The sequence below is a fragment of the Herbaspirillum sp. WGmk3 genome (assembly GCF_023952535.1).
Classification (GTDB): domain Bacteria; phylum Pseudomonadota; class Gammaproteobacteria; order Burkholderiales; family Burkholderiaceae_D; genus Herbaspirillum; species Herbaspirillum huttiense.
Genome location: NZ_JAKYWT010000001.1, coordinates 554763 through 572647 on the forward strand (window position 1 = coordinate 554763; position 17885 = coordinate 572647).

Consider the following 17885-nt stretch of genomic DNA (forward strand, 5'->3'; position numbering starts at 1 on the left):
GCTGCCCGCGAGATGAAGCTATTGTAATCGCTCCCGGGGCCGGGATCAGCCCAGGGCGGCGATCATGGCCTTGGCGCGCGCCACCTGGGCGTCATTGCCGCCGCGCATCACTTCTTCCAGCAATTCGCGGGCGCCTTCCTTGTCGCCGATTTCTTCATAGGCGGCGGCCAGGTCCAGCTTGGTGGTCATTTCCTGCTCGAAGGCCGATTCCTCGTCCTCTTCCAGAATGTTGGCCGCTGACGGTGCCGGGGTGTCTTCCGGCAGGCTCAGGTCCAGATCGGCCAGAGTCGTGGCCGCCGGCGCATCATCCAGGCTGTCCAGCAGCATCGAGGCCGAGGCCGCGCCGCTGGAGGCCGGCAGGATCGGCTCGTCAGCATCCGGCTTGGCGCCGTTTTCCAGATCAAGGTCGAAATCGATGTCCTTGCCCAGGTCCATGGCGGCCGCCGGCGCCGGATTGGCGTCCGGCTGCACCTCGGCGGCCTTGAAGTCGGACAGGTCGAATTCCATGCCCGGAGCTTCTTCAGGCTCAGGCTCCGGCTCGGCCGGCGTGCCACCATACAGCAGATTGGTCGGATCGATGGTGAGGCCCAGTGCAGCCGCCTTGACCCAGGCTTCGTTGAGGCCACCGCTCAGGGCATGCAGGTTCAGCGCCACGCGGTTGAAATTGTCCACGTCGCCGCGCTTGGCATAAATCTCCAGCAGCTTGGCGTGCAGGGCTTGGCGCTCGGGCTGCGTCTGCAGGGCCAGCTTGAGGATGTCCTCGGCCTGTTCATCGCGGCCATAGGCGATGTACATGTCGGCCTCGGCGATCGGGTCGACCGGCGGCTCTTCGACAGGTGCCGCCACCACCGGTGCCACGACAGCTTCGGCGGCGGGCTCGGGCTCGGCCACCGCAGCGGGCTCAGATTCAGGCTCGGGCTCGGGTGCGACGGCAGCCACCGCCGCCACGGGTTCAGGTGAAGGCGCAGGCTCAGGCTCGATGGCAGGTTCAGCCGGTCCGTCCTCGGACTTCTTCTTGCGGCGGCGCATGGCCAGCACGCCGCCACCGACTGCCAGCAGCGCGACCAGCACGCCCGCACCGGCCACGATGTAGGGATTTTCCTTGATCTTGTCGACGAAACCACCGGACTTGGCAGACTTGTCCGCCGGAGCCGCCGCTGCGGGCGCCGCAGTGGCCGGCGCAGCCACGGGAGCCGGGGCAGGCGCAGCGGCCGGCATCGGCTTGTCCTCGGGCTTGGTGTCGCCACCCTCGGCCGGCTTGTCGGCGGCAGGCGCGGCCGTTGCCGCCGCAGCAGCTGCCGGCTTGGCGGCCTCCGCCTCCTTCTGCTGCTGTGCGGTCAGGTCGGCGATGGTCTTGTTCTTCAGCTCCAGCAGCTTCTGGAGGTTGTCGACGTTCTTTTCCAGATCCTTGACGCGGTCATTGGCTTCGGCCAGCGCACGTTCGCTGGCCGCCTTGTCCTCGGCAGCGGCGCCCGCGTTGCCAGTCTTGCCACGGCCCTTGTTGGCGCGCGAGAGCTCCAGGCGGTCCCGTGCATCCTGGGTGCCGGAACGCTCCTCTACCCGCGCGGTGATCTTGCCCCCGCCGCTCTGGCGATTGCTGCCCGCCTTGCCGGCCGGTGCATTGGCGACCTGGCCTGCCAGCTTGTTGCGGTAGGCGTTGAAGTCCTGGGCCTGCGCAACGACCATGCCGCGCGCTTCGTCGCGGTCCACGGCGGCAGCCGTGGGCTGGTCGGGGATCGACAGGATCTTGCCCGCCCGCAGACGGTTGATGTTGTTGCCCTGGAATGCGTCCGGATTGGCGCGGTACAGCGCAATCAGCATCTGATCCAGCGAGACGTTGGGCTGCTGGTTGCGGTTGGCGATGCTGCCCAGCGTATCACCGGGCTTGACGCGATAATCGGCGCTCTTGCCGCCACTGGCCGCGGCCGGGGCTGTTGCGGGGGCGGCCACGCTGCCGGAGGCGGCAGGACCGGCGGCCGGCGCGGCCGCCATGGCATCCGGGCTGGCCGAAGCCGGGGTATTTTCGGGGGCGGCCTGCTGGCGGCGGATCAGCTCTTCCGCCAGCGGCGAAGGAGCAGGACGCTGCACGATGCTGGTGGCCGGCTCTTCACCGCTGACCGGGATCGCCGCACTGGCCATCGGCGCAGCCGCGGCAGGCGCAGCAGCCGGTGCAGGCGCTGCGGCGGGTTCAGCCGCAGCAGGTGCCGCCATCGCAGCAGCCGGCGCTTCTGCCGCCGCCGCGGGGGCTGCAGCAGGGGCCGGCGCAGGGGTGGCCGGTGACGCGGCCGCAGCCGCCGTGGCGGCCTGGGCATTGCCCGGTGTCAGCGGTGCGACCTGGGCGTTGCGCGGGGTCTTGCTGTCCGGAGGATCGAGCAGGAAAGTATATTCACGCAACTGCCGCGCTTCACCCGAACCCAGTTCCAGCAACAGGTCGACGAAGGGATCGCTCACCGGCTGGGACGAACTGATGCGGATGACATGACGTCCCTGCCGCTGCTCCAGCACGATGGACAGCGAACTCAACACCGGGTTGTAGTCCATGTTGGCGCGGCGGAAGGCTTCCGCCGGGGCCAGGCGCGCCGTGAGCTTGCCGGCCTCGTCGGCACCGACGGCGGTGACCTCGATCTCCGCGCGCAGCGGCTGGCCCAGCGACGAGAGCACGGTCAGCTTGCCCAGGGCGGCGGCCTGCGCCCCCAGCGGCAAGGCCATGGCCAGCGCGATGGCAGCGCTGAGTGTCTTCATCTGGGACAGGGGAAGCTTCTTGTTGGTATGTACAGGCATGTTTTGTTTGGCTTAGAGAAACGTTCCGCTTCAAACCCGTCACGCTGGCGTTCAACCCGGTGCTGGCCTGGGAATGCCGTACCACTCCGTGAATGGGGCAGATGCCGCGCGGCCTGCAACCCGGCCTGCGCCACTCCTTGTCCGTGCCGGCTTGCTGTTTTCACGGCTTTTCTTGCAGGCCAGCGGACGGAGCAGATCCATTTCATCAAATCCAGCAGGCGTCCGTCCGGGGCGCTGCCACATGTTGGCTTTCATGAAATGGATTGGCTTTTCAAATTAACATCAAGAACTTACACCCGCAAGTGTACTTACTTTCTCAAGATGAGAAAAACCCGCCAGCATCCACTCGCATGGACGCTGGCGGGCTATTGTTGCAGACTGACAACGCGAAAGGCAAGTCCTATTCGCATTGCAGCAACGCGCGGGTGCAGTGACCGGGATGAATCCCGGCCGCCGGCATCACTCCAGGTTGCCCAGGATGATGCGCAGCATGCGGCGCAGCGGCTCGGCCGCGCCCCACAGCAGCTGGTCGCCGATGACGAAGGCGGAGATGTATTCCGGCCCCTGGTTCAGCTTGCGCACGCGGCCCACGCCGATTTCCAGGCCGCCGGTGATGGACGCCGGGGTCAGTTCCTTGACCGTGACGGCGCGGTCATTGGGCACCCACTTCACCCACTGGTTGCCGGCACGGATGATGGACTCGATCTCGGCCAGGGGCAGGTCGCGCTTGAGCTTGATGGTCAGCGCCAGGCTATGGCAGCGCATCGCGCCGATACGCACGCACAGGCCGTCCACCGGGATGATCTGCTCGTTGCCCAGGATCTTGTTGACTTCAGCCTGGCCCTTCCACTCTTCCTTGGACTGGCCGTTTTCCAGCTGGGCGTCGATCCAGGGGATCAGGCCGCCAGCCAGCGGCGCGCCGAAGAATTCGGTCGGCACGTCTTCACGGATGGTCTTGGCAACCTTGCGGTCGATGTCCAGGATGGCCGAAGACGGGGTCGCCAGCTCATCGGCCACCGCCGCGTTGATGACGCCCATGCCCTTCAACAGCTCGCGCATGTGGTTGGCGCCGCCGCCGGAAGCGGCCTGGTAGGTCATGGAACTGACCCACTCGACCAGGCCTTCCTTGAACAGGCCGCCCACGCCCATCAGCAGGATGGAGTTGGTGCAGTTGCCGCCGATGTAGTTCTTCACACCCTTGGCCAACGCATCCTTGATGACGTTGTTGTTGACCGGATCCAGCACGATCACGGCGTCATCCTTCATGCGCAGCGAGGAAGCGGCGTCGATCCAGTAGCCATCCCAGCCAGCGGCGCGCAGCTTGGGGAAGATCTCATTGGTGTAGTCGCCGCCCTGTGCGGTGATGATGATGTCGCATTTCTTCAGTTCTTCAATGCTGTTGGCGTCTTTCAGGGTCGTTGCCGTTTTGGCAAACGACGGCGCCTTGCCGCCCGCATTCGAAGTCGAGAAAAACACCGGTTCGATGTGATCGAAATCACCTTCATCCTGCATGCGTTGCATCAGGACCGAACCCACCATTCCACGCCAGCCAACCAAACCAACCAGTTTCATCATCTTTCCCTATTTAGAACTTCCATGGTGAACAAATCAGATTGAACCCATTTGCGCCGGACCATCCGGCATTTCAAGCGCCTGGCCGCACCGGTTGGGGCGCGGCCAGGCGACGTTGATCTCAGGCGAGGGCCTTGACCACGGCTTCACCCATCTGCTGGGTGTTGACCTTGGTGCAGCCTTCTTCATAAATATCGGCGGTGCGCAGACCTTGCGCAAGCACTTTCTTCACGGCGTTCTCGATGCGATCGGCCTGCTCGGCCTTGTTCAGCGAGAAGCGCAGCATCATCGCGGCCGACAGGATGGTCGCCAGCGGATTGGCGATGCCCTTGCCAGCGATGTCCGGGGCCGAGCCGTGTGAAGGTTCATACAGGCCCTTGTTGTTGGCATCCAGCGAGGCCGAGGGCAGCATGCCGATCGAACCGGTCAGCATGGCGGCGGCGTCCGAGAGGATGTCGCCGAACATGTTGCCGGTGACGATGACGTCGAAGTTCTTCGGTGCCTTCACCAGCTGCATGGCGGCGTTGTCCACGTACATGTGCGACAGCTCGACGTCCGGGTATTCCTTGCCGACTTCGGTGACGATGTCTTTCCAGAACTGGAAGGTTTCCAGCACATTGGCCTTGTCCACGCTGCACAGGCGCTTGCCGCGCTTGGCGGCGGCCTGGAAGGCGACGTGGGCGATGCGGCGGATTTCCGGTTCCGAATAGCGCATGGTATCAAAACCTTCACGTGCGCCCTTGAACGGACCGTCCGGCGCTTCGCGCATGCCGCGCGGCTGGCCGAAATAGATGTCGCCGTTCAGTTCGCGCACGATCAGGATGTCCAGGTTGGCCACCAGCTCGGGCTTCAGGGAAGAAGCACCGGTCAGTTCCGGATAGCAGATCGCCGGACGGAAGTTGGCGAACAGCTGCAGGTGCTTGCGCAGGCCAAGGATGGCTTGCTCGGGGCGCAGGGCGCGTTCCAGCTTGTCGTACTTCCAGTCGCCCACCGCACCGAAGAGAATCGCATCGGCTTCCTTGGCCAGCTTCAGGGTGCCGTCCGGCAACGGATGGCCGTGGGCTTCATAGCCGGCGCCGCCGACCGGGGCGGTTTCCATCTCGAACTTTTCGTCCAGGGCATTGAGCACGCGGACGGCTTCGTCGACGATCTCGGGACCGATGCCGTCACCCGGCAGGATAGCAATCTTCATGGTTTCTCTTTCTCAGTGTTTCCAGCCGCGCTGGAAGACGTTCTTGGAATAAGTAACGACAGTAACGACAAGGGCGGCCATCTGACCGCCCTTTGCTGTTGTCTCGACGATCCTCTTCAGATCGTGTTGCTCAGCCAGGGCTGTTCGTGCAGGTGTTTCTCTTCGTAGGCACGAATGGTGTCGGCTTTGCGTAGGGTCAGGCCAATGTCATCGAAACCGTTCAGCAGGCAGTACTTGCGGAATTCGCTGATGTCGAACGGATAGACTTCGCTGCCATTGGTGGTGCTGACGACCTGTTTTTCCAGGTCGATGACCAGGCGATAACCCGGGAAGGCCTTGACTTCATTGAACAGGTGATCGACCTGTTGTTCGGTCAGGACGATGGGCAGCAGGCCGTTCTTGTAGCAGTTGTTGAAGAAGATGTCGGCGAAGCTGGGCGCGATCACGGCGCGGAAGCCGTACTGGTCCAGCGCCCAGGGCGCGTGTTCGCGCGAGGAGCCGCAGCCGAAGTTCTTGCGCGACAGCAGGATGGACGAACCCTGATAACGCTCCTGGTTGAGCACGAAATCGGGATTGAGCGGACGCTTGCTGTTGTCCATGCCCGGCTCGCCATGGTCCAGGTAACGCCATTCGTCGAACAGGTTGGGGCCGAAGCCGCTGCGCTTGATCGACTTCAGGAATTGCTTGGGGATGATCGCATCGGTATCGACGTTGGCGCGATCCAGCGGCGCTACCAGTCCTTCATGCACGATAAATTTATTCATGAGCTTGACCTCGGGTCGGCGGGGCGATTGCTGATTGCTCTGCCCTGCCCTTCCTGTTTCCTGTTCAAAAACTGAAGCTGCGACACGCTAGCCGCAGCCTGTTGCACTGTCCTGCTTACTTCTTGCTGGCGTCCTGCATCTTCTCGCCGACCTTTTCGACATCCTTGCCGAAGCCGTTGACGGTATTGCAACCAGCCAGCGCCCCCAGGGCGACGGCCAGCAGAACCAGAGCGGAGATTTTTTTCATGGTTGTATTCTCTCGAAAAGATTCACAAGCCCGTGCTTACAGAGAACGCACGTCCACGAAGTGACCGGCAATGCCAGCCGCCGCGGCCATGGCCGGGCTCACCAGGTGAGTACGGCCACCGGCGCCCTGGCGGCCTTCGAAATTGCGGTTCGAGGTCGAGGCGCAGCGCTCGCCCGGTTCCAGGCGGTCGGCATTCATGGCCAGGCACATGGAGCAGCCCGGTTCACGCCATTCGAAGCCGGCATCGCGGAAGATCTTGTCCAGACCTTCACGTTCTGCCTGTTCCTTCACCAGGCCCGAACCCGGCACCACCATCGCCAGCTTGACGTTGGAGGCGCGGAACTTGCCTCGCACCACCTTGGCCGCTTCGCGCAGGTCTTCGATGCGGGAATTGGTACAGGAACCGATGAAGACCTTGTCGATGCGGATGTCTTCAATGGGAGTGTTGGGCTTCAGGGCCATGTAGGCCAAGGCCTTTTCCATGCCGTCGCGCTTGGTCGGGTCCTTTTCCTTGTCGGGATCGGGAACGCGGGCGTCGACTGCCACCACCATCTCGGGCGAGGTGCCCCATGTGACTTGCGGCTTGATCTCGGCGGCGTTGAGCGTGACGACCAAGTCGAACTTGGCGCCCTGGTCCGAATGCAGGGTGCGCCAGTACGACACGGCGCGCTCCCAGTGCGGACCGGAGGGCGAGAAGGGACGGCCCTTCAGGTACTCCAGGGTGGTGTCGTCGAAGGCCACCATGCCGGCACGGGCACCCGCTTCGATGGCCATGTTGCAGACCGTCATGCGGCCTTCCATGGACAGCGAACGGATGGTCGACCCGGCGAATTCGATGGCGTAGCCGGTACCGCCTGCGGTACCGATCTTGCCGATCACGGCCAGCACGATGTCCTTGGCGGTGACGCCGGCCGGCAGCGCGCCGTCGACCTGCACCAGCATGGCCTTGGACTTGCGCGCCAGCAGGGTCTGCGTGGCCAGCACGTGTTCGACTTCGGAGGTGCCGATGCCATGCGCCAGCGCGGCGAACGCGCCGTGGGTGGAGGTGTGCGAGTCGCCGCAGACCACCGTCATGCCCGGCAGCGTGGCACCTTGCTCAGGGCCGATCACGTGCACGATGCCTTGACGCTTGTCGTTCATGCCGAAATACGTCAGGCTGAATTCTTTTGCATTGCCATCCAGCGTTTCGACCTGCAGGCGCGAGATCGGGTCGGCGATACCTTGGGCGCGGTCAGTGGTGGGGACGTTGTGGTCCGCCACCATCAGGTTGGCCGAGTTCCGCCAGGGTTGGCGACCGGCTAGCTTGAGGCCTTCGAAGGCTTGCGGGCTGGTCACTTCATGGAGCAGGTGGCGGTCGATATACAGGATGGCGGTACCGTCATCTTCCGTATGAACGACGTGCGACTCCCAGAGTTTGTCGTAAAGCGTCTTGAGCATGTTGCGGTCCGGCGGAAACGAGAAAGGGATGCTGAACGGGAAAAATAGCGTTTGATTATGCCATAAAGCGACAGGTCTGACCTCCCTGCCGTGTTTTCCGCCGCGTCGCAGCAACAGGGAATAATGCTGCAAGGCAGCAGAAAAAGCGCAGAACTTGCGGCAGACATGAAAAAACCGGCATTTCTTCCGTGCAGGAAGCAATGCCGGTTCGGTCTTTCCCGAAAACGCCGGGATCAGCGCTTGCGGGTCTGCTGGTACAGCGGCTCCACGCGCTGGGCGTAGACCGTCAGGTCGGCGATGCGCTCGCTGCTGGAGGGGTGGGTGGACATGAACTTCATCGGCTCATCGCCGCCCAGGCTGGCCATCTTCTGCCACAGCGTGACGGCGGCCTTGGGGTCATAGCCGCCGCGCGCGGCCAGTTCCACGCCGATGCGATCGGCTTCAGTTTCGTTGGCGCGCGAATTGGGCAAGCCCATCAGGCCCATGTACAGGTATTGGCCGCCCTGCTTGCCGACATCGCCCAGGCCCAGCAGCGCGGCACCGATGGAAATGGCGGAATTGGCCACCACCTGCTGCGAAGCGCGCTCGCGGGCATGCTCGCGCAGGGCGTGGGCGATCTCGTGACCCATCACGGCCGCCAGTTCGTCGTCGGTGATCTTGAGCTTGTCGATCAGGCCGGTATAGACCGCGATCTTGCCGCCCGGCATGCACCAGGCATTGGTCTCATCCGAGGTCAGCACGTTGACTTCCCAGTTCCACTTCAGCGCATCCGGGCGGAACACGCCGGTCTGCGGGATCAGGCGGTTGGCGATGGTACGCACGCGCTGCGCCTGGGCGGCATTGCGGTTGAGCAGGCCCTTGCTCTTGGCTTCGGCCAGTACCTGGGCGTATTCCTTGGCCGAGGAGGCCTCCATCTCGGCCGAGGACACCAGCATCTGCTGCTTGCGATCGATGCCGACGGCACCGCCCTGCGTGGTTTGTACGGTTTCGCAAGCCACCAGCCCCACCAGGGCTGCGGCCAGCAGACTGTTCTTGACGATAGGTTTGAGCACCATGCCCGCCTCCATTGCGTAATTGATATTGATCTCGGGTCCGGTCTGCTGGCGTGCGTGTTGCCGTCAGTCAGCCGTGAGCCGCTTCGACCCGGCTCTTTGCAAATTGTTTCAGACAAGAAAAAACCGGCGACCGCATGTGCGATGGCCGGTTTCCTGGCAGGGCTTGCCGGCCGCTCAGCGCAGGGCCGGCGTCTCAACCTTCACATCGCCGCATTGTGCGCGATGACGCAGGGCGTGATCCATCAGCACAAGGGCCAGCATGGCTTCGGCAATGGGGGTAGCGCGAATGCCCACGCAGGGATCGTGGCGGCCGAAGGTTTCCACCGAGATCGGCTCGCCGTTCTTGTCGATGGACGGGCGCGGCGTGCGGATGCTGGAGGTCGGCTTGATGGCAATCGAGGCCGTGATGTCCTGCCCGGTCGAGATGCCGCCCAGGATGCCACCGGCGTTGTTGCCGACGAAACCTTCCGGGGTCAGCGCGTCGCCGTGCTCGGAACCCTTCTGCGCCACCGCAGCGAAACCGGCGCCGATCTCCACGCCCTTGACCGCATTGATGCCCATGAGCGCGTAGGCGATCTCGGCATCGAGCTTGTCATACAGTGGTTCGCCCAAGCCCACCGGCACGTTCTGCGCCACCACGTCGATGCGCGCGCCGATGGAATCGCCCTCCTTGCGCAGGCCATCCATGTAGTCTTCCAGGCGTTCGATGATGCTGGCGTTGGCGGCGAAGAAGGGGTTGTTGGGCACGTGCTCCCAGGATTCGAAGGGAATCGCGATCTCGCCCAGCTGGCTCATGCAGCCCTTGAAGGTGGTGCCGTATTTCTCGAACAGCCACTTCTTGGCGATGGCCGCCGCGCCCACTACCGGGGCGGTCAGGCGCGCCGAGGAACGGCCGCCGCCGCGCGGATCGCGGATGCCGTACTTGTGCCAGTAGGTGTAGTCGGCATGGCCGGGACGGAAGGTATCGAGGATGTTGCCGTAATCCTTGCTGCGCTGGTCCTGGTTGCGGATCAGCAGCGCGATCGGCGTGCCGGTGGTCCTGCCTTCGTAAACGCCGGAGAGGATCTCCACCGTATCCGGCTCCTGGCGCTGGGTCACGTGGCGCGAGGTGCCGGGACGGCGGCGGTCCAGTTCGGGCTGGATGTCGGCTTCGGACAGCGTCATGCCCGGGGGGCAGCCATCGATCACGCAGCCGATGGCCGGGCCGTGGGATTCGCCGAAGGTGGTGACGGTGAAGAGCGTGCCGAAGGTATTGCCGGACATGATGGAATTCGCGCAAAAAATAGGGGAAGCCGCGATTCTACCAGCCTCGGCCAATGCCGACGAGCCGCACCAGGCCGCAGGCTCCCCCTCAGGCAGACTTATTTCCAGTCGCCGCGCAGCGCCCGGACCTGCTCCTGCAGCCCTTCCGGGCTCACGGCGTCGGGCGCAATCGGCTCACCGACCGCCAGCTCCAGCCGCGAGAACAGCCCGCGCTTGAAGGTGCGTGCCACCGGATTGCTGGGGTCGCGCGAGAACAGGCTGCCCCACAGCCCGCGTAAGGCCATGGGCAGGACCGGTACCGGGCTGCGGTCAATGATCTTCTGCACGCCGCCCTTGAAGGGATTCAATTCGCCATCGCGGGTCAGCTTGCCTTCCGGGAAAATGCACACCAGTTCACCTTCATGCAGGGCCTGGGCGATATCGACGAAGGCCTTTTCGGTCAGCCAGGGATCCTCCTTGACCGGTGCGATCGGAATGGCGCGCACATTGCGGAACAGCCAGGACATCACCGGAATCTTGAATATCTGGTGATCCATCACGAAACGCACCGGGCGCGGGCTGGCGGCCATGATGGCAATCGCGTCGACATAGCTCACGTGATTGCACACCAGCACGGCCGGTCCTTCATCAGGAATGGCCTGGCCGTTGATGATGCGCACCCGATAAAAGGTGTGGATCAGGATCCAGGCCAGGAAGCGGATCAGGAATTCCGGCACCAGCGAGAAGATATAGACCGCCACCACGCCATTCATGATGGCCGTGGCCAGGAAGATCTGCGGGATCGTCAGCCCGGCCTTGAGCAACACCATCGCCACCACGGCCGAGACCACCATGAACAGCGCATTCATGATGTTCATCCCGGCGATGGTGCGGGAGACGTGGGCCGGGTCGCAGCGGGTCTGGATGAGCGCAAACAACGGCACGATGTACAAGCCGCCAAACAGGCCGATACCCAGGCAATCGAACAGGATGCGCCAACTGCCGCCCTGCGCCAGGAAGCCGCCCAGGTCCAGCATGGCCGACGGCGTGACATAGGCCTGGCTGGCGAAATACAGCTCCAGTCCGAACACCGACAAGCCGATCGAACCAAAGGGCACCAGCCCGATTTCCACCTTGTGCCCGGAAAGCCGCTCGCACAGCAGCGAACCGGCACCGATGCCGACCGAGAACACCGCCAGCAGCAACACGAAGACGCTGTGGTCGCCATGCAGGTAGTTCTTCGCATAGACGGGGAATTGCGCCAGCATGATGGCCCCGTAAAACCAGAACCAGGAATTGCCCAGCAGCGACAGGAACACCGGCCGGTTGCGGCGCGAATAACCGAGGTTGCGCACGGTCTCGGTAAAGGGATTCCAGTTCACCTTCAGGTCCGGCACCGGGGCCGGCGAGAGCGGAATGCGCAGGCTGGCCAGCCAGCCCAGCACGGCGATCCCGATGGTGATCCCGGCTACCAGGTGCAGGCCCCAAGGCTTGTGCACGACCAGCACCGCACCCAGGATTTCACCCAGCAGGATGCCGACGAAGGTGCCCATTTCGATCAGGCCATTGCCCCCGACCAGTTCCTCGCGCTTCAACTGCTGCGGCAGGTAGGCGTATTTCACCGGCCCGAACAGGGTCGAATGAATACCCATGCCGATCACGGCGGCGATCAGCAGCCACAGGTGATGCGTCATCCAGCCATAGGCGGCGACACACATGATGGCGATTTCGAGCAGCTTGACGAAGCGCGCCACTCTGCCCTTTTCCAGCTTGTCGGAGAGCTGGCCGGAGGTGGCTGAAAACAGGAAGAACGGCAGGATGAACAAACCCGGGATAAGGTTGTTGAGCAAGCCCGGATCCATGTCCGTCCAGGACAGCGCGTCATAGGTAAGGATGGTCAGCAGCGCCGTCTTGAACACGTTGTCATTCAAGGCCCCCAGGAACTGGGTCCAGAAGAAGGGAGCGAAGCGCCGTTGGGAGAAGAGCGTGAACTGGCTGTTCTTTTGCATGGGCAATCAGGTGAGGGAGGAAGCGCGCAGTCTGCGCCGCGCGGGTCAGGATTGGCAACAATACCAAGGGGCAAGGAACTGCGGGCAATAAAAAACCGCTCCAGCAGGAACGGTCATGACGGCAGCGCCTGCACCAGCCAGGCGGCTGCCAACGGAAAAACGTGAAACGCAGAGCCTTCAGCTGTTGCCTTCGCGCTCTTCTTCCTCGGCCGGCCAGTCGCGGATGTAGGCCTTGAGCATCTTGTTCTCGAAGCCCTGCGCATCCAGCACCGCCTTGGCGACGTCGTAGAAGGACATGACGCCCAGCACGGTACGGGCCTCCATCACCGGCACATAGCGCGCGTGCTTTTCCAGCATGATGCGGCGCACTTCGTTGAGGTCAGTATCCGGGGTGACGGTGATGGGCGCATCGTTCATGTGCTTGCGCACGGTCGAGCCGCCCAGCTCGCCGCCGTTCTTGTGCAGCGTCAGCAGCACTTCACGGAAGGTCAGCATGCCGACCAGGTCGCCGTATTCCATCACGACCAGCGAGCCGATGTCTTTCTCGGCCATGGCGGCGACCGCCTCCTGAATCGGGGTTTCCGGCGTGACGGTGAAGAGGATGTTGCCTTTGACCTTGAGGATTTCAGAGACTTTCATGATGTCGTCCTGGTTTGGTTATATGAAGCTGTTTTGACTGTAGGCGATGACGCCGGGAAAATCCAATTCATGGGGGCAACAGGATAACTGATCCTGCCCGCAACCGCAGCGGACGCCTCCTCCAGGCCCTCCTGGCGCGCTGGAAATCACATGGTACGGGCAAGGGCGACCTTTGGGCAACCCGCAAAGACGCTGCTGCGCAGTATTTCCCTGCAGAATTTACGTTTTGCAGCTGAAGCTTGCTTCAGCACAAGGATTGCAAACAGGCGCGGCGCTGACTACTCTGAAAGGGTCAGGACTCTCCGGAGAAGACCATGGCCGCTACCCTGCCCGAACGCCATTACGCCAGTTTCAGCGAGTTCTATCCGACCTACCTCAGCGAGCATGCGCACCGGGTCAACCGGCAGCTGCATTTCCTGGGGTCGACGCTGGCGCTGCTGAGTCTCTTGCTGCTGCTGATCACGCACCAGTGGTGGTGGCTGGCGGTGGCGCTGTTCTGCGGCTACGGCTTTGCCTGGGTCGGACATTTCCTGGTGGAGAAGAACCAGCCGGCCACCTTCCGTCATCCGTTCTATTCCTTCATGGGCGATTGGGTGATGTACTGGCAAATGCTCACGGGGCAGGTGTCGTTTTAGAAAGCTTCATAAAAGGGCCGACAAGGGCTGATCCGGGGGCCTTGGCGTCGGATCAGCGCTCCCACAGACGCCGGCGCGCCTCCAGCGGCACCGCAGCATGCGGCATGGCGGACACGGTGGCGGCGACTTCTTCCTCGGCCACCCGCCCGGCCTGGCAATACTGCTCCAGCGACTGCGCCAGCTCGGCGTTGATGGCGTCTTCCACCCGCGCCACCAGCGCTTCTTCCTCTCCGGCCTGGGCCAGTACGGCAGGATCGAACACGAACAGGCGATACACCCGCGCCAGCTGGATGGTGCTGGGATTGGCCACCAGGGTCCAGCGATCCATGTCATCGGTGATGCGGCGATTCCAGCCGCGACGGCTGCGGCTGCCCGACTCCGGCTTGACCGAGGCTACCCAGCCCTCTTCGCTCATGCGCGCCAGCAGTTGCTGCAATTCACCGAGGCCCAGCCGGGTGGCGCGCCGCACCTCCTCCATGCTGACCACGGCCGACTCCACGCCCACGCGCGCCGCGTGCAGGAATTTCAGGACCTTGACCGCATCGATGAATTCCGCGCCCGGCGAGGGGACATGCCACCAGCGTTCATAGCGCACCACCGGCAGCGCCGCCGTCAGCAGCGCCCCGAAGAGCGTGATCATCCACATCATGTAGATCCACACCAGGAAGATCGGCAGCACCGCCACCGTGCCATAGACCATGGTGTAGGTCGGGAACTGCAGGATGTAGGCGGCAAAGAGCCGCTTGGCGATTTCCAGCCCGATACCGGCCAGCAGGCCGCCGGCGGCCGCATCACGCCAGTCCACGGTCTGGTTGGGCACGGTGCTGTAGAGCAGCGTATAGGCCAGCGTGGAGAGCATCAGCGAGACCAGCGTATAAAAGCTCGCGCCCAGCCACGGCAGGCTCTTGACCGCGCCGCCGGTGGCGGTCGACAGATACGAGGTCACGCTGATGGAAACCCCGATCAGCAGCGGCCCCAGCGTGATGATGGCCCAGTACACCAGCACCCGCTGCACCAGCGGGCGCGACTTCTTGACGCGCCAGATCTGGTTGAACACGCTCTCGATGGTGGACATGGTCAGCACCGAGGTCAGGATCAAGAGCACCCCGCCCACGGCCGAGATGCGCGCCGACTTCGCGGCGAACTGGTTCAGGTAGCCCAGGATGGTGTTGGCCACGCCCTTGGGCATGAGGTTCTCGACGAAATAGGCTTCCAGCGAGGCGCGGAAGGTCGAGAACAGCGGGAAGGCCGTAAACAGTGCCAGCGCGATGGTCAGCATCGGCACCAGCGACAGGATGGTGGTGAAGGTCAGGCTGCCGGCCACTTGCGGCAGGCGATCCTCGCGCAGCCGCCGGCCGGCGAAGCGCAACAGGTCGCTGAACTGCTCACGGGTCAGACCACGCATACGGGACAAGGAAAAACGCAAAGAAGACATCCGTTCGACTTCATCGGAGACGCCGCACCCGCAGATGCGCCGCCCCATCGGGGTTGAATCAGGCCGCATGGCGGCGCGCAGGCTTGCTGCCGGCCAGACGACAAGTTTGGCGATTATCGCCCAAGCGGGCAGCAAAATCCCGCAAAAACGCAGAGCAGGCCCAAAGTTTCTGCTTCCTCATGGTGCAGATGAAGAAAAAGCGGGGACACTCAGGCTTTTCCTGCTGTCTGGGAGCAAAAAAACGGAAATATAATAAGTCACATGATGACCTCTTCGACCGCTACTTCCGTGCAGACCTCCTCCAACGCCACCATCCTGGTGCTCTACTATTCGCGCCATGGTGCCACCCGCAAGCTGGCCGAGCTGATCGCCCAGGGCGTGGAAAGCGTGCCCGGCTGCGATGCCCGCCTGCGCACCGTGCCGGCGGTTTCCACCGTCACCGAAGCGGTGGAACCGGACGTGCCAAGCTCCGGCGCGCCCTACGTGGAAGCCAGCGACCTGGCGGAATGCGATGGCCTGGCCCTGGGTTCGCCCACGCGTTTCGGCAACATGGCAGCGGCCATGAAGTATTTCTGGGATGGCACCTCGCCGCAGTGGCTCTCCGGCGTACTGGCGGGCAAGCCGGCCTGCGTCTTCACCTCCACCGGCAGCCTGCATGGCGGCCAGGAATCGACGCTGTTGAGCATGATGCTGCCCCTGCTGCACCATGGCATGCTGATTGTCGGCCTGCCCTATTCGCATCCCGAGCTGATGAATACTTCCAGCGGCGGCACACCTTACGGTGCCAGCCACTGGGCGGGCGTCAACGGCAATCAGCCGCTGTCGGACGACTCGCGCACCCTGGCCATCGCGCTGGGCAAACGGCTGGCAGAAAACGCCATCAAATTACGGAGACCATCATGAACAGCAGTGCGCGCTACTTCCACCTCGGAGCCAGTTCCAGCCTGATCGCCCTGATCCTGCTCTGTCTGGCGTGGGAACTGGTGCTGGCCCCGCTGCGACCGGGCGGCTCGTGGATGGTGCTCAAGGTCGTGCCCTTGCTGCTGCCGCTGCGCGGGGTTTTGAAGCGCGACGTCTACACGCTGCAATGGTCGTCCATGCTGATCCTGGTGTACCTGGCGGAAGGGCTGGTGCGCGCCACCAGCGACAGTGTCCATGCTTCGGTGCTGCTGGCCTGGGTCGAAGTGGCACTGACCACGCTGTATTTCGTCTGTGCACTGGCGTATTTGCACCCGTTCAAGAAGGCCGCCAAGGAAATTGCCCGCCAGGCGATCCAGAAGGCCTCCCAGTAATACGCACGGCTTCCCCACATCGATTGGGCGCGCCACTGCACGTGGCGCGTTTCGCTTTCATGACCGACTTCCTCGCTGCCTGCCGTACCGCCATCGGTGCTGCTTATGTCCTCACCGAAGCCGCCGACACCGCCGGCTACCTGACCGACCAGCGTGGCCGCTACACCGGCCGTGCCCTGGCCGTATTACGCCCGGCTGATACGGCCGAAGTGGCGGCGCTGGTGCAACTGTGCGCGCACCATGGCATCCCGCTGGTGCCGCAAGGGGGCAACACCGGCCTGGTGCTGGGCAGCGTGCCCGACCAGCAGGGCAATGCCGTGGTGCTCTCGCTGCGTCGCCTGAACCGCATCCGCGCGGTGGACCCGCTCAACAATACGATGACGGTGGAAGCCGGCTGCGTACTGCAGCACCTGCAGGAGCAGGCGGCGGCGGTGGACCGCCTGTTCCCGCTGTCGCTGGCGGCCGAAGGCAGCTGCACCATCGGCGGCAATCTCTCCACCAATGCCGGCGGCACCGGCGTGCTGCGCTATGGCAATACGCGCGAGCTGTGCCTGGGGCTGGAAGTGGTGACGGCCGCGGGCGAGATCATGAGCAACCTCAAGGGCTTGCGCAAGGACAATACCGGCTACGACCTGCGCGATCTTTTCATCGGCGCGGAAGGTACTCTGGGCATCATCACCGCTGCGGTAGTGAAACTCTTCCCGCAACCGCGCGCGCAACTGACTGCACTGGTAGCGCTGCAATCCCCGGCGCAGGCGCTGCAACTGCTGCAGCAGGCGCAAGCGCGCTGTGGTCCGGCCTTGACCGGTTTCGAGCTGATGTCGCACTTCTGCCTGCAGCTGGTCTGCAAGCACTTCCCCGACCAACGCCTGCCCTTCAGCCAGCCGCATCCGCAATACGTGCTGCTGGAACTGTCGGACAACGAATCCGAAGACCACGCCCGGGCGATTTTTGAAACCCTGATTGGCGAGGCCCTTGAACAGGGCTTGGCGGACGATGCCGTGATCGCCGCCTCGCTGGCCCAGTCCAGGGCCTTGTGGCGACTGCGTGAAAGCATCTCGATGGCACAGGCGCACGAGGGCAAGAACATCAAGCACGACATCTCGGTGCCGATCTCGCGCATCGCCGAATTCATGGAAGTGACCGATACCCTGGTGCAGCAGGCCGCACCGGGTTGCCGCATGGTCAGTTTCGGCCACCTGGGCGATGGCAACCTGCACTACAACGTCTCGCCGCCGGTGGGCGTGCCCGATGCCGATTTCCTGGCGCGCCAGGGCGACATCAACCGCGTGGTCCATGACAGCGTCGACCGCTTCGGCGGCTCGATCTCGGCCGAGCATGGATTGGGCGCATTGAAGCGCGAAGAGATCCTGCGCTACAAGTCGCCGGTGGAACTGCGTCTGATGCGCGCCATCAAGCAGGCGCTGGATCCGCAGCAATTGATGAATCCGGGCAAGGTGCTGTGACGCCACTTTGAAGCAGGTATCAACAAAAAGGGACGGACGCCAGTACGAGCCGTCCGCCCCAACCTCCCCCTCAGGAGCCTGCCTGAAACGCTCACATTCCTTGCGTTTCCCTATGTCGT

The 17885-nt window shown here is 63.5% G+C and carries 16 protein-coding genes; 5 read left to right on the forward strand and 11 right to left on the reverse strand.

From position 1 onward, the window contains the following. Positions 1-45: 45 nt before the first annotated feature. From MKD49_RS02290 to MKD49_RS02335, 10 genes are all read right to left on the reverse strand, one after another. Positions 46-2781, reverse strand: coding sequence for a FimV/HubP family polar landmark protein (locus tag MKD49_RS02290; RefSeq protein ID WP_252695335.1), 2736 nt, complete (start codon positions 2779-2781; stop codon positions 46-48). Between the two features lie 459 nt (positions 2782-3240). Next, positions 3241-4353 (reverse strand): aspartate-semialdehyde dehydrogenase, encoded by a 1113-nt coding sequence (asd, locus tag MKD49_RS02295; protein WP_039784953.1) that lies wholly within the window; start codon positions 4351-4353, stop codon positions 3241-3243. A gap of 121 nt (positions 4354-4474) precedes the next feature. Beyond that, the gene (gene leuB / locus MKD49_RS02300) at positions 4475-5545 is read right to left on the reverse strand and encodes a 3-isopropylmalate dehydrogenase (protein WP_209584075.1); all 1071 of its coding nucleotides are present in this window, start codon (positions 5543-5545) and stop codon (positions 4475-4477) included. Between the two features lie 116 nt (positions 5546-5661). Then, a complete protein-coding gene (leuD, locus tag MKD49_RS02305; RefSeq protein WP_034333116.1) occupies positions 5662-6309 on the reverse strand; it encodes a 3-isopropylmalate dehydratase small subunit in 648 nt (215 codons plus the stop codon). 115 nt (positions 6310-6424) lie between these two features. Continuing rightward, positions 6425-6556 carry an entericidin A/B family lipoprotein gene (locus MKD49_RS02310; protein WP_121045014.1) on the reverse strand — a complete coding sequence of 44 codons (132 nt, stop codon included), beginning with the start codon at positions 6554-6556 and terminating at the stop codon, positions 6425-6427. Between the two features lie 36 nt (positions 6557-6592). Further along, positions 6593-7993, reverse strand: coding sequence for a 3-isopropylmalate dehydratase large subunit (gene leuC, locus MKD49_RS02315; RefSeq protein WP_034333111.1), 1401 nt, complete (start codon positions 7991-7993; stop codon positions 6593-6595). A gap of 233 nt (positions 7994-8226) precedes the next feature. Further along, positions 8227-9048 (reverse strand): M48 family metallopeptidase, encoded by an 822-nt coding sequence (locus tag MKD49_RS02320; protein WP_198516445.1) that lies wholly within the window; start codon positions 9046-9048, stop codon positions 8227-8229. A gap of 174 nt (positions 9049-9222) precedes the next feature. After that, positions 9223-10311, reverse strand: coding sequence for a chorismate synthase (gene aroC, locus MKD49_RS02325; RefSeq protein WP_039784666.1), 1089 nt, complete (start codon positions 10309-10311; stop codon positions 9223-9225). A gap of 98 nt (positions 10312-10409) precedes the next feature. Then, positions 10410-12299: an MFS transporter gene (locus MKD49_RS02330; protein ID WP_121045021.1), complete on the reverse strand. Its 1890-nt coding sequence runs from the start codon at positions 12297-12299 to the stop codon at positions 10410-10412. 177 nt (positions 12300-12476) lie between these two features. Beyond that, complete coding sequence (locus MKD49_RS02335) at positions 12477-12938, reverse strand: CBS domain-containing protein (protein WP_121045023.1); 462 nt, start codon at positions 12936-12938, stop codon at positions 12477-12479. A 314-nt stretch (positions 12939-13252) separates the two neighbouring features. On the opposite strand from MKD49_RS02335, the gene MKD49_RS02340 reads away from it, so the two are divergent. Continuing rightward, positions 13253-13573, forward strand: a complete 321-nt coding sequence (locus tag MKD49_RS02340) for a DUF962 domain-containing protein (protein ID WP_252695336.1) — start codon at positions 13253-13255, stop codon at positions 13571-13573. 52 nt (positions 13574-13625) lie between these two features. Here MKD49_RS02340 and MKD49_RS02345 read toward each other — a convergent pair whose 3' ends face one another. Then, entirely contained in the window at positions 13626-14978 is a 1353-nt protein-coding gene (locus MKD49_RS02345; protein WP_252695755.1) for a YihY family inner membrane protein, read from the reverse strand. 64 nt (positions 14979-15042) lie between these two features. On the opposite strand from MKD49_RS02345, the gene MKD49_RS02350 reads away from it, so the two are divergent. From MKD49_RS02350 to MKD49_RS02365, 4 genes are read left to right on the forward strand one after another with little or no spacing between them, the layout of a single operon-like run. Beyond that, positions 15043-15261, forward strand: a complete 219-nt coding sequence (locus MKD49_RS02350; RefSeq protein ID WP_252695337.1) for a hypothetical protein — start codon at positions 15043-15045, stop codon at positions 15259-15261. Positions 15262-15269: 8 nt separating this feature from the next. After that, positions 15270-15911 carry an NAD(P)H:quinone oxidoreductase gene (wrbA, locus tag MKD49_RS02355; protein ID WP_034338170.1) on the forward strand — a complete coding sequence of 214 codons (642 nt, stop codon included), beginning with the start codon at positions 15270-15272 and terminating at the stop codon, positions 15909-15911. Next, positions 15908-16300 (forward strand): DUF2069 domain-containing protein, encoded by a 393-nt coding sequence (locus tag MKD49_RS02360; RefSeq protein ID WP_034338174.1) that lies wholly within the window; start codon positions 15908-15910, stop codon positions 16298-16300. Before wrbA ends, MKD49_RS02360 begins: the two co-directional genes overlap by 4 nt. A 59-nt stretch (positions 16301-16359) precedes the next feature. Beyond that, complete coding sequence (locus MKD49_RS02365; protein ID WP_252695338.1) at positions 16360-17766, forward strand: FAD-binding oxidoreductase; 1407 nt, start codon at positions 16360-16362, stop codon at positions 17764-17766. Positions 17767-17885 lie beyond the last annotated feature (119 nt).

Coding starts and splice junctions, on each gene's coding strand:
- MKD49_RS02290 (WP_252695335.1), bottom strand. CDS start 2,781: ATGCCTGTACATACCAACAAGAAGCTTCCCCTGTCCCAGATGAAGACA.
- asd (WP_039784953.1), bottom strand. CDS start 4,353: ATGAAACTGGTTGGTTTGGTTGGCTGGCGTGGAATGGTGGGTTCGGTC.
- leuB (WP_209584075.1), bottom strand. CDS start 5,545: ATGAAGATTGCTATCCTGCCGGGTGACGGCATCGGTCCCGAGATCGTC.
- leuD (WP_034333116.1), bottom strand. CDS start 6,309: ATGAATAAATTTATCGTGCATGAAGGACTGGTAGCGCCGCTGGATCGC.
- MKD49_RS02310 (WP_121045014.1), bottom strand. CDS start 6,556: ATGAAAAAAATCTCCGCTCTGGTTCTGCTGGCCGTCGCCCTGGGGGCG.
- leuC (WP_034333111.1), bottom strand. CDS start 7,993: ATGCTCAAGACGCTTTACGACAAACTCTGGGAGTCGCACGTCGTTCAT.
- MKD49_RS02320 (WP_198516445.1), bottom strand. CDS start 9,048: ATGGTGCTCAAACCTATCGTCAAGAACAGTCTGCTGGCCGCAGCCCTG.
- aroC (WP_039784666.1), bottom strand. CDS start 10,311: ATGTCCGGCAATACCTTCGGCACGCTCTTCACCGTCACCACCTTCGGC.
- MKD49_RS02330 (WP_121045021.1), bottom strand. CDS start 12,299: ATGCAAAAGAACAGCCAGTTCACGCTCTTCTCCCAACGGCGCTTCGCT.
- MKD49_RS02335 (WP_121045023.1), bottom strand. CDS start 12,938: ATGAAAGTCTCTGAAATCCTCAAGGTCAAAGGCAACATCCTCTTCACC.
- MKD49_RS02340 (WP_252695336.1), top strand. CDS start 13,253: ATGGCCGCTACCCTGCCCGAACGCCATTACGCCAGTTTCAGCGAGTTC.
- MKD49_RS02345 (WP_252695755.1), bottom strand. CDS start 14,978: ATGCGTGGTCTGACCCGTGAGCAGTTCAGCGACCTGTTGCGCTTCGCC.
- MKD49_RS02350 (WP_252695337.1), top strand. CDS start 15,043: ATGCGCCGCCCCATCGGGGTTGAATCAGGCCGCATGGCGGCGCGCAGG.
- wrbA (WP_034338170.1), top strand. CDS start 15,270: ATGATGACCTCTTCGACCGCTACTTCCGTGCAGACCTCCTCCAACGCC.
- MKD49_RS02360 (WP_034338174.1), top strand. CDS start 15,908: ATGAACAGCAGTGCGCGCTACTTCCACCTCGGAGCCAGTTCCAGCCTG.
- MKD49_RS02365 (WP_252695338.1), top strand. CDS start 16,360: ATGACCGACTTCCTCGCTGCCTGCCGTACCGCCATCGGTGCTGCTTAT.